Origin of the sequence: Fundidesulfovibrio soli (assembly GCF_022808695.1) — a bacterium.
Lineage (GTDB): Bacteria > Desulfobacterota > Desulfovibrionia > Desulfovibrionales > Desulfovibrionaceae > Fundidesulfovibrio > Fundidesulfovibrio soli.
In genome coordinates this window covers 157,702-168,394 of the sequence record NZ_JAKZKW010000005.1, presented here as the reverse complement: position 1 = coordinate 168,394, position 10,693 = coordinate 157,702, and the positions used below count along the sequence as shown (strand labels likewise).

The window sequence follows — 10,693 nt, the reverse complement described above, 5'->3', positions numbered from 1 at the left end:
CCGCGACCCTGGCGGCCCAGGTTTCCCCCTCGGCCCCGTCCATCGACTTCGCGGCCGTGCAGACCAAGCTCCAGGGCCTGGTCAGCTCCGGGCAGCTGGGGCCGTTCTCCAACGGCTACTGGGGCCACCCGGCCATGAAGCTCTCGCCGGAAGCGAACCTGCTGTTCGTGGCCCACTACCTCCAGGCCCTGGCCCAGCAGGCCAACACCGCCAAGATGATGGCCCTGTTCGGCGGCAAGAACCCGCACCCCCACGTCACCATCCCCGGCGGCGTGACCAGCGGCAACGAGCTGGCCGTGGCGGCGAACATCACCAACTTCGCCACCCAGCTGACCGCCACCAACGACTTCATCAAGAACTTCTACATCCCTGACGTGGTCTACCTGGCCAAGCAGTACCCCGAGTGGGCCAAGATCGGCGGGTTCGACAACATGCTGGCCTTCGGCGAGTTCCCGTTGGACAAGTACGGCACGGGCAACTGCCTGATGCCCGGCGGCGTCATCATGGGCCGCAACGTGGGCAGCGTGGCCGCCGTGAACACGGCCTCCATCACCGAGGACGTCTCCCGCGCCTGGTACAACACCTCCACCCCGCTCAACCCGGCCTCTGGCGTGACTTCGCCCAACTACACCGGCTACAACCAGTCGGCCCAGTACTCCTGGCTCAAGGCCCCGCGCTACCAGGGCAAGCCCATGGAAGTCGGACCCCTGGCCCGCGTGCTGATTGCCTACGGCAAGGGCCAGGCCCAGGTGAAGGCCGCCGTGGACTCCCTGCTCTCCACCCTGGGACTGACCATGAACGACATGTTCTCGGTCATCGGGCGCACCGCTGCCCGCGCCATCGAGACCAAGGTCATCGGCGACGCCATGGTGGGCTGGCTGAACACCCTGAAGAGCAACATCGCGGCCAACAACCTCAGCACCTACGCCAGCAACACCGTGCCCGCCAACAGCACGGGCGTCGGCCTGGGCGAGGCTCCGCGCGGCGCCGTGGGCCACTGGCTGTCCACCGACGCCACCTCCAAGATCAAGAACTACCAGATGGTGGTGCCTTCGGCCTGGAACTTCGGTCCTCGCGACGCACAGGGCGCCTCCAGTGCCGTGGAGTCTTCCATGGTGGGCGTGCCCATCGCGGACTCCAACAGCCCCCTGGAGATCCTGCGCCTGGTGCACTCCTTCGACCCCTGCATCGCCTGCGGCGTGCACCTGATCGACGCCGAGGGCAAGGCCGAGACCCTGGTCACCGTGCGCTAGCCGTTTGACGCCAATCAACGAGAAGAGGGGGCTCCCGCAAGGAGCCCCCTCTGTTTTGTCGCGCAGGCGGAAATCCCTCCCGGCGGGTTGCCCGACACGCGCCGCCGGGGTAGCGTGACACCTCAGGATCGGCCTGCGCCGTGGCCGGACCGGCCTTCGCCGGGGACGGAACAACAAACCGAGGGTGCGCCCATGCTGCTGGTGAAACGCGTCTACGACGAACCCTCCCCCGAGGATGGCAAGCGCTATTTGGTGGACAGGCTCTGGCCGCGCGGCATCGCCAAGGTGGCCCTGCCGCTGGACGGCTGGCTCAAGGACCTGGCCCCGAGTGGCGCCCTGCGCGCCTGGCTGCACCATGACCCCACCCGTTGGGAGGATTTCGCCCCGCGCTACCGGCAGGAGCTGGAGGCCCCGGAAGCCGCCGCCCTGGCCGCCAGGGTCGCCGCCGAGGCCCGGGAAGGCACGGTGACGCTGCTCTACGCGGCCCGGGACCGGGAACGGAACCACGCGCTGGTGCTGAAGGATTATCTGGAGCGGCTGGGCGCAGGCGTTTGACAGCCTGTCGCATGATTCCTGCTGACATCGTTGCTCCAAAAAGCCAAACCCTCGCGTGGGAAAACTACACGCCGGGTTTGGCTTTTTCTCGCGCCTTGCCAGAGGTTGCTTTGAACGGGCTGCGAAAATCTGCTTTTTCAGCGGACTGTTAGCCCAATCCGCCACCGCGCCAGGGCAGGGGTGGGCAGGCAGGCCCGCCGCGTGCGCCGGGCACGGGACTCCTGGCACCGGCTGGCGGACCCGGCGCTGGAACCCACCCGGGGAGGGCTATTTCGCTTTCAGGATGCCCTGCAGGGTCCAGATTTTGCCGTCGACGTCATACCGGGCGTCGTCTATTACCCAGCGGCCCGACTCCTTGACCAGGACGAACACGTAGGGCTTCATCCCCTTGCAGCCGTTGCTCACGGTCAGGAGGGCTACCTGCGTTTCCAGCGTCAGGCCCAGAATACGCAACGGCTTGCCGCACTCGTCCTGGGCGTTGAAGAAGAGGTCAAAGTCGAGCCGCCCCATCCCTTCCTTGTTCCTGAGCCGCTGTTCGGCCTTGAACAGCTTTTGCAACGCGGTGGAGGCCATGTTCTTCTCCAGCGCGAATGCGATGGCCTCCGAGTCCCGCACTCCCAGAACCAGCCGCGAGTATTCCGCAAGCAGCGGCCGATATACCTGCAGGATGGCTTCCGATTCGTCCGCCGCGCAGCGCCCGTGGACTGGACCGGCCAGGAGGAAACACACCAGCGGCACCAGGCAACGGAATGCCAGCCGACGGAAATCGATGCTTGCTCTCGAGATCATGGGTGCACTCCTCACGTAAATCGGGTGACGGGTTCTCTTCCGCCTCATATGGGGAATGCTCGCCCTTGCATAGAACGGCATAGGTCCAGGTACGGAATCATGTTTCTGCGCCCGTGCCGCTTCTCAAAACCCATCCGTTCTGCTATTGAGCGCCTACCATTATCATCCCGGGCCATCCCCAGGAGGCATCCATGACCACCGAGAACTTTCCCGAGCTGACGCTGAAGGATGTCAGGCTGGCGGTCGAATCCGGCGGCGCGGCGCTCATTGACGTTCTTCCCCCAGAGCATTTCGAGCGCCGCCACATCCCGGGCGCGCTCAACGCCTGCGTGTACCAGGTGGTCTTCCTGGACGAGGTCGCCAAGCTGGCGCCCGACAAGTCCATGCCCATCATCCTCGCGGGCGCGGGCGCTGGCTCGATGGACGTTCACACCGCGGCCCAGAAGCTGCGCCGGGCCGGATACGCCAACATCTCCGTCTTCCCCGGCGGCATCGAGGAGTGCGCCGAGGCGGGCTACGTCCTGGAGGGCAGCGCGGCCCGGACGCTGGACCAGCCCTTCCCGGCCTTCGCCCCCGAACCCAGGCTCTACAAGCTCACCAGCGGCGACACGGCCATCCTCTGGACAGGCCGCAACCACAACATCAGCCACCACGGCACCCTCTCCGTCTCCAAGGCGGAGATGGACTTCACCCAGGGCGTGCGCAGCGGGTTCAAGGGCATCTTCGAGATCGACATGACCAGCATCGCCGACAAGAACCTCGAAGGCGACCCGCTCAAGGACGTACTGGAGGCCCACCTGGCCTCGGACGACTTCTTCTTCGTCTCTCTCTTCCCCACGGCCGTGTTCACCCTCACGGAGGCCACCCCCGCCGCCGAGGGCACCGCCACCAGGCCCAACTACGTGATGACCGGCCAGCTCTCCCTGCGGGGCGTGGGCAAGACCATCTTCTTCCCGGCCCACCTGCGCATGCTCGACGACGGCAAGATCGGCCTGCACGCCAACTTCGACTTCGACCGCACGGACTGGGGCGTGATCTACGGCTCGGCCAGGTTCTTCAGGCACCTGGGCATGCACGTGGTGTACGACCACATCTCGGTGGAGATCAGGCTCGTGCTGGCCTGAGCCCCTCCCGCCAACGTTCCGCAACAAAAAGGGGCCGGGTTCTTCACCCGGCCCCGCCGTTTCTGATCAGGAGCAGGAGGCTCGGCCTAGTTCCAGCCGGACTCCTTGTCGCACTCGGCCCGCTCTTTGGGGTGGGTCTTCTCCCACTGGGTGATGGACTGGGTCTCGTTGTCGCTCATCTTGTTGTTCATGCAGGTGCAGTACTTGGTGATGACTTCAACGGGCACCTTGGCGTCCTTGTTGTCCTTGAGGCACTGGGCGATCCATTTGGCGTCGTCGGCGTTGGCGAAGGCCATTCCGGCAGAGAGGAGAAGCGAGAGAGCGACAGCGGCGAGAATCTTCATGCCATACTCCTAGGTGTTGGTTGTTTTGGCGGGTTTCATAGAGGCCCCGTCGATCGGATCTATTATGAAATGCCAAACAGTTCTTACAATACCCGCAAACATTTTGCGCCACAAGTCAATTGTCCTCGGCCCTGTCAGGGCGCCCCTCAATACCAGGTCCCGAGGAGTCTTTTGCCGCTCTCCTCGTTGAGCCGCCAGCCCATGCGCTTGAGAAGTTTTTTCGTCATGGGGCTGGCCTTGCCGGTCAGCCACAATTCCACGCCACTGGCGGAAAGCTCGCGCGCCCTTCCCGCCATGGCCTCGATGATGGAGGCGTTCGTCCTGGTGCAGACCAGATAGTCCAGGGGGAAGGCCAGCACCAGGGTCCCGTCGCCGCGCTGCGCGCCCACGAACCTGCCCAGGCGCACGAAACGCGCCAGGTTGGCCACGGTGTTGTCGTACCCGGCGTACATGCGGGCCATGCGCTGGCGGAACAGGGCCACGTCCTGTTCCTGGGTGCCCGCCGCGAACTCCACGAACTCGGCCAAGCCCTCCGTGCCCCGCATGGAGGACAGCGCCTTGACGATGACGGTCTGCTGGGTGGGGGTGAACTGCTCGTTGTTGATGAACAGCCTGGCCAGGGATTCGGGCACCCCCGCGTCTAGGAGCGCCTGGCGGTTCTGCCTGCGCAGGTCGGTGGGGGGCACGGAGACGTCCACGCTGCCCATCAAGGCCGTGCCGCTCACGCCGGAAACCGCCACGCCCACGCCGCCGGGAATCAGGGCCTGCAGCGCGGAGCCGGTGATGCTCCCGGCGTAACCCGCCTCGGCAATGGCGTTGAGTTTGGCCTGGAGCACAGGGTTGGTGGAATAGGGGTCCACGCCGAACTGCTTGGCGTAGTCCCGCTTGGTCTGCGAGTAGCCGATGAGGTTCTGGAGGCGGCCGTCCTCGTATTTGCTTGGGGTGCTCTCCACCAGGCTCTCCTGGGCGCGCACGAACATCTTGCCCACCCCGGAGAGCGCGCCGCCCACGGTGTCCAGCGGGTCCGTGACCAGGTTCACCGCGCCCTGGACGGTCTGCTTGCCCTTGCCCAGCAGGGAGCCGCCGAAGGCCGACGTGCCCGCCAGCTGCTCCATCTTGTCCATGGCGGCGATCTCGGCGATGCGCGTGTAGAGCAGCGCCGTGGACTCGGCCCGGAAATCCCCGTAGCGGGAGTGGATGGTGTAGGCGTTGAGGTAGCCGTCGTTGGTCACGACGCTGTCCACGTTGTAGGACGGCCCTGAGAGGACGGCCTTGGGCAGCACGGCCCGGGCCTCGAAAGTGGGGGGCGTTTCGGTTTCCTGGGCCAGGGCCGTGGCTGAGAGCAGGGCCGTCAGGGCCAGGGAGGCCAGCAAGGCCCCCCAGGCCGCGCGATGCGTCTTCATCTCCGTCTTTTCCTTTTGCGAAAGGTTCTTGCCGCGGTTGCGGGCCGTCAGGGCCCTGGTTTCACATCCTTCCTGAGGGCGCTGTGCTTGCCGCGCTCCAGGTAGGTTTCGGGGTCGATCAGCCCGAAAATCTCTATGAGCTTGGCCACCAGGCTCGTCCACCCGGTCTGGTGGCTCGCGCCGATGCCCGCGCCGTTGTCCCCGTGGAAATACTCGTAAAACAGGATGTTGTCGCGCCAGTGGGGGTCGGTCTGGAATTTGTCCGCCCCGCCGAACACGGGCCTGCGGCCGTCCTCCCCGCGCAGGAAGATGCGCGTGAGCCGAGAAGCGATCTCCCGGGCGACCTCGAAGAGGTTCATCATCCTGCCCGAGCCCGTGGGGCACTCGATTTTGAAGGTGTCCCCGTAGTAGGTGTAGTAGTTGAGCAGCGCGCGCACGATGAGCACGTTCACGGGCATCCAGACCGGCCCGCGCCAGTTGGAATTTCCCCCGAACATGCCCGTGTCCGATTCGGCCGGGAGGTAGCCGACCCGGTACTCGTCGCCGTTGGCCATGAACTTGTATGGGCGCCCCAGGTGGTGGCGGGAGAGAGCCCGGATGCCGTGGGGACTCAGGAACTCCTCCTCGTCGAGCATGTGGGCGAGGATGCGCCGCAGGCGCTGCTCGTTGACCAGGGCGATGATGCCGCGCCCGCCGTGGCCGTAGTGGCCCGGCCCAGTCAGGTGAATGCTCTCCAGCAGCTCGGGCATGCGCCGCATGAGCCTGACGACAGACGTTGCGGCCCGGGGCATGCGCTCACGCTGCCAGGGCTCGATCACCGTCACCGCGCACAGGGGCAGCAGCCCCACCATGGAACGGACCTTGAGCCGCTGGGCCGAGCCGTCGGGCAGGCGCAGGATGTCGTAGTAGAAGCCGTCCTCCTCGTCCCACATGCCTTCGCCGCCTCCCTGGTTGACGGCGTTGGCGATCCACAGGAAGTGCTCCAGGAACTTGGTGCAGAGGTCCTCGTAGAAGGGGTCCTCCTCCACCAGTTCCGCGCTGATCTCGATCATGTTCTGGCAGAAGAAGGCCATCCAGGCCGTGCCGTCGGCCTGCTCCAGGTGGCCGCCCGTGGGCAGGGAGGCGCTGCGGTCGAACACGCCGATGTTGTCCAGCCCCAGAAAGCCGCCTTCGAAGACGTTCTTGCCGAAGCGGTCCTTGCGGTTGACCCACCAGGTGAAATTCAGGGTCAGCTTGCTGAAGCAGCGCCGCAGGAACTCCGTGTCCCCCTTGCCGTCCCTGGACTTCTCCGTGAGGTACAGGAACAGGGCGGCCCAGGCATGCACGGGGGGGTTCACGTCGCTGAAGTTCCACTCGTAGGCGGGCAGCTGGCCGCTGGGGTGCATGTAGCTCTCGCGCAGCATGAGCTCCAGCTGCTCCTTGGCGAAGTCCGGGTCCGCCGAGGACATGGCCACGGCGTGGAAGGCCAGGTCCCAGGCGGCGTACCAGGGGTATTCCCATTTGTCGGGCATGGAGATCACGTGGTCGTTGACCATGTGGAACCACTCCCGGTTGCGGCTGGCCCGCTCCTGCCGGTGCAGCGGATGGGCATGGTGCTGTTCGAGCCACTTGTCCGCGTCGAAATAATAATACTGCTTGGACCAGAACATCCCGGCCAGGGCCTGGCGCAGCACGCGGGCCTCGTCCTCGCTTGCCTGCCTGGGGGTCAGGGCCGCGTAGTACTCGTCCGCTTCGTGCTCGCGCAGCGCGAACAGCTCGTCGAAGTCCTCGCCGAAGGGCTCCGCGGCAGCCCCGCCCGGGCGCAGCCGCAGCCTGAGCACGGCTCCGGCGCCGGGCTCCACCAGCACGCGGTAGCGCGCCGAGGCCTTGGTGCCGGTCAGGCCCGGGTTCACCGCATCCCGCTCGCCATGCACCACGCAGCGGCCGATGCCGTCCTTGACGAAGGGCGTCCCGTTGGACTCTCCGTAGAGCCTGGCGCGGTTGGTGTCGTTCCCGGTGAAGAGCAGCTCCGGGTCCGCCTCGCAGCTGAGCACGTATTCGGGCAGGCTTTCCAGGAACAAGGGGTCGGTGTGGCGGGCCAGGATCTCCTTGCCGAAGCCCCTGTCCACGGCCTGGAGCACCGGGCGGGAGCCCCCCTCCGGCCAGGACCAGGTGTTGCGGAACCAGAGCGTGGGCAGCACGTCCAGCACGGCCGCCTCTGGGCCACGGTTGCACACGGTGACGCGGATGAGGATGTCTTCGGGCGAGGCCTTGGCGTATTCCACGAACACGTCGAAGTAGCGGTCCTGGTCGAAGACGCCGGTGTCAAGCAGCTCGTATTCCGGCTCCAGGCGCGTGCGTCGGGAGTTGGTCCGCACCAGCTGCTCATAGGGGAAGTCCTGCTGCGGGTACTTGTAGAGGTACTTCATGTAGGAGTGCGTGGGCGTGCTGTCGAGGTAGAAGTAGTACTCCTTCACGTCCTCCCCGTGGTTGCCCTCGCTGTTGGTCAGCCCGAAGAGGCGCTCCTTGAGGATGGCGTCGCGCCCGTTCCACAGGGCCAGGGCGAAGCAGAGCACCTGGTGGCTGTCGCTTATGCCGGCCAGGCCGTCCTCGCCCCACTGGTAGGCCCGGGAGCGGGCCTGGTCGTGGCTGAAGTGGTTCCAGGCGTCGCCGTCCTGGCTGTAGTCCTCGCGCACCGTGCCCCACTGGCGATCGCTCAGGTAGGGCCCCCAATACCTCCAGGGAACGCCGCCCTCCTTGGCTTCCGTCAGCCTGCGCTTCTCCTCGGTGGTCATGAAGCCTGCCCCCTGCGTTGCGGTTTTGCGGAAACGTACGCCCGGCATTCCGGTCATCCTTCGCGGACAGCCCAGCCCATCACGCGCTGCGCCCGGCAACGGCCGGGGGCCTTTTCAGGCGGGAGACCCGCTCCAGCCCGTATGTGAGCCGCCCGCCTACTGGTTCACCAGCAGCATCAAGGCCCCGGGCAGGCCCCGGGACAACCCCGGCTCCCGGAAGTTCGGGTTGGTGGTCCAGATCACGCCGTTTTCGCCCACGCCGAACAGCGCCTGCTGCTCCGGCGCGCTGGAGAGATTGTAGACCATGGAGCTGAACCCGCCCTGCACCAGTTCGGCCACGCCGTTCTGGATGCGGTACAGGTAGGACTTGCCCCCGTCCGTGTAGCCGCCGTTGGTGATGAGCGCGGCCCAAAACACCCCGTTCCCGGCGTGGACCACGCTCCTGAAGAAGGCCAGGGGGCCGGCCTCCTGCGGGGGGCGCCGCGTGATGCCCGCCACCGGCTGCCAGTTGGAGCCGCCGTCGGTGGAGTAGAAGGCGGCCTGGTTCTCGCCCAGGGCCACCACCATGCCCGGACCCGCCGCCACCGCGGTCAGGCCGTCTTTGGGGGAGAGGCCCTGCGCGCCCACGATGCTGGTGGTCCACGTCCCGTTGCGCCAGATCGCCAGGCGGCCTTCCTGCCCCACGGCGTAGACGCTCCCGTCCGGCCCGGCGGCGATGTCGGAGTAGGTGTAGGAGTTCGGGTCGAACTGGTCGAGGCAGGTGGTGGAGGCCGCGCCCGCGAAGCAGGGTTGTCCCAGGTTGTTGGAGGACAGCAGGACGGCGTAGCCGCCCGCCGCCTTGGCCACCCCGTTGATGGCCTGGGCCTGCCCGAAGAAGCCGGGCGGCTGCCAGTCGGACCAGGTGGAGCCGTTGAAGCGCTTCAGGTAATTGGCGCCGTCGCTGAAGGCCACGGCAGAGAGCCAGATGTCGTTGGAGGCGAAGACCTTGAAGGCCCGCAGGAAACTGTCGTTCAATCCCGCGACGGGGTGGCTTTGCAGCTTGCCCCTGCTCCAGGAATAGATGCCCGTGGCCTGGGAGATGTACATGGGGGCGAGCCACAACCGGGAGCCCAGGCCCGCGCCGCCCCAGGACAGGTTGTTCCCGGCCGTGGTCTTGCTGGAGAGGGCCGTGCGCGCGGCCGTGGCCCCGTTGAACGATTCGATGAGCCCCAGGTCGCCCGCCAGGAGGTAGCTGTTGCCCGTGAGCCTGGTGATGGCGTGCCGACCGGACAAGGGGACCGTGTCGAAATTGCCCAGCTGGTTCACGGCGCCGGTCCAGTGGCGCAGCGTCCCTCCCAGGCCCGCGAGCCACACGTCGTTCGGGCCGGTGCCGCTCATGGCCGCCAGATCGTAGCCGTTGAACAGCCCGCCGCCCTGGTTGACCATGCTCCAGGCCGGGGTCTGGGCGGTGTTGTCCAGCATGTACATCTGGCCGAAGTTGCCGCTGGCGAACACCGTGCCCGCGCCGGGACCCCAGACGCTCTCCAGCAGGTTGAAGGTGAAGGTGCCCCCGGAGCCGCCGTCCGTCTCGAACTGGGCCATGAGCTTCCAGCCCGAGGCGTCGCGGTGCAGCACCGTGCCGTAGGAGCCCACGGCGTAGACGTCGGTATCCGAGAAGCCGAAGATGGACGAGCAGGAGAAGTCGGACCGGGCGTTGGGGTGCGCCTGGTAGTCTATGGTCAGGGCTTCGAAGTCCCACCTGTTCTGGCCCGCGTCGAATCGCGCCGGGGCGTTGTAGTACTCGACCACGGCGAAGGCGCTGCCCGTGGGGCTGACCCAGACCCCGTTGACCACGTAGTTCTGGGCCAGGCCCTGCAGGGAGGGCGGCGTGGTGCGCGTCCAGGTCTGGCCGTTGTAGTGCAGCAGCACGCTGCGCTCGGCGTCGGTGGTCGACTCGGTGAAGGAGCTTCCGCCCACGGCCCATATGTCGGCGGGCCCCGACCCGGAAATGCCGCGCAACGGGGCCATGGTGCCGGTGTCCATCAGCGTGAAGGCGGTGCCGGATTTCTTCACGATCACACCGCCGTCGCCGGCGAAGTAGACCGTGGATCCGGCATCGGGAGTGTAGACCGACAGGAGCGTGTTGGCGGTGGGCGCGTAGTTGAGCAGCTTCCAGGGTGCGTCGGCCCGGGCGAAGGCGGGAGCCAGGGCGAGCAGCGACACGATCAGCGCGAGGAAGGCCGGTCTTGTGAACATGGCGACGCTCCGCAGGGGTGTTTACAGCTTGAGTTGTACCGCAAACGCATGGGAACGACTGGTCATGCTTGCCCCCGGCATAGCACTCCTCTGCCGGGCTGTGAATGGGTCAGGGCCCTTCCTGAAGCCTTGGGGGAAGACCTGGAGTTATAATTCGGCTACCATTGGGCCAGGATTCCACCCACGCGCGCCCGCCGGGACGTCTCCGGCGCGGCC

General features: G+C 66.5%; 8 protein-coding genes. 3 read left to right on the top strand and 5 right to left on the bottom strand.

Going from position 1 to position 10,693, the window contains the following annotated elements:
• Together MLE18_RS07715 and MLE18_RS07710 are read left to right on the top strand one after the other, a co-directional pair.
• On the top strand, positions 1–1,253 hold a 1,253-nt coding region (locus MLE18_RS07715), incomplete at its 5' end, for a nickel-dependent hydrogenase large subunit (protein WP_243438213.1).
• Between the two features lie 192 nt (positions 1,254–1,445).
• On the top strand, positions 1,446–1,808 hold the full coding sequence (locus MLE18_RS07710; protein WP_243438212.1) for a DUF488 domain-containing protein: 363 nt from the start codon (positions 1,446–1,448) through the stop codon (positions 1,806–1,808).
• A gap of 267 nt (positions 1,809–2,075) precedes the next feature.
• Here MLE18_RS07710 and MLE18_RS07705 read toward each other — a convergent pair whose 3' ends face one another.
• A complete protein-coding gene (locus MLE18_RS07705) occupies positions 2,076–2,597 on the bottom strand; it encodes a YqhG/Tai3 family protein (protein WP_243438211.1) in 522 nt (173 codons plus the stop codon).
• 191 nt (positions 2,598–2,788) lie between these two features.
• Here MLE18_RS07705 and MLE18_RS07700 point away from each other — a divergent pair, with 191 nt between their 5' ends.
• On the top strand, positions 2,789–3,721 hold the full coding sequence (locus MLE18_RS07700) for a YceI family protein (RefSeq protein WP_243438210.1): 933 nt from the start codon (positions 2,789–2,791) through the stop codon (positions 3,719–3,721).
• Positions 3,722–3,807: 86 nt separating this feature from the next.
• Here the strand turns inward: MLE18_RS07700 and MLE18_RS07695 are convergent, their stop codons facing one another.
• From MLE18_RS07695 to MLE18_RS07680, 4 genes are all read right to left on the bottom strand, one after another.
• A complete protein-coding gene (locus MLE18_RS07695; RefSeq protein ID WP_243438209.1) occupies positions 3,808–4,065 on the bottom strand; it encodes a hypothetical protein in 258 nt (85 codons plus the stop codon).
• 146 nt (positions 4,066–4,211) lie between these two features.
• Positions 4,212–5,468 (bottom strand): hypothetical protein, encoded by a 1,257-nt coding sequence (locus MLE18_RS07690; protein ID WP_243438208.1) that lies wholly within the window; start codon positions 5,466–5,468, stop codon positions 4,212–4,214.
• Positions 5,469–5,515: 47 nt separating this feature from the next.
• The gene (locus tag MLE18_RS07685) at positions 5,516–8,242 is read right to left on the bottom strand and encodes an MGH1-like glycoside hydrolase domain-containing protein (RefSeq protein ID WP_243438207.1); all 2,727 of its coding nucleotides are present in this window, start codon (positions 8,240–8,242) and stop codon (positions 5,516–5,518) included.
• A 156-nt stretch (positions 8,243–8,398) separates the two neighbouring features.
• Positions 8,399–10,477 (bottom strand): WD40/YVTN/BNR-like repeat-containing protein, encoded by a 2,079-nt coding sequence (locus MLE18_RS07680; protein WP_243438206.1) that lies wholly within the window; start codon positions 10,475–10,477, stop codon positions 8,399–8,401.
• Positions 10,478–10,693 lie beyond the last annotated feature (216 nt).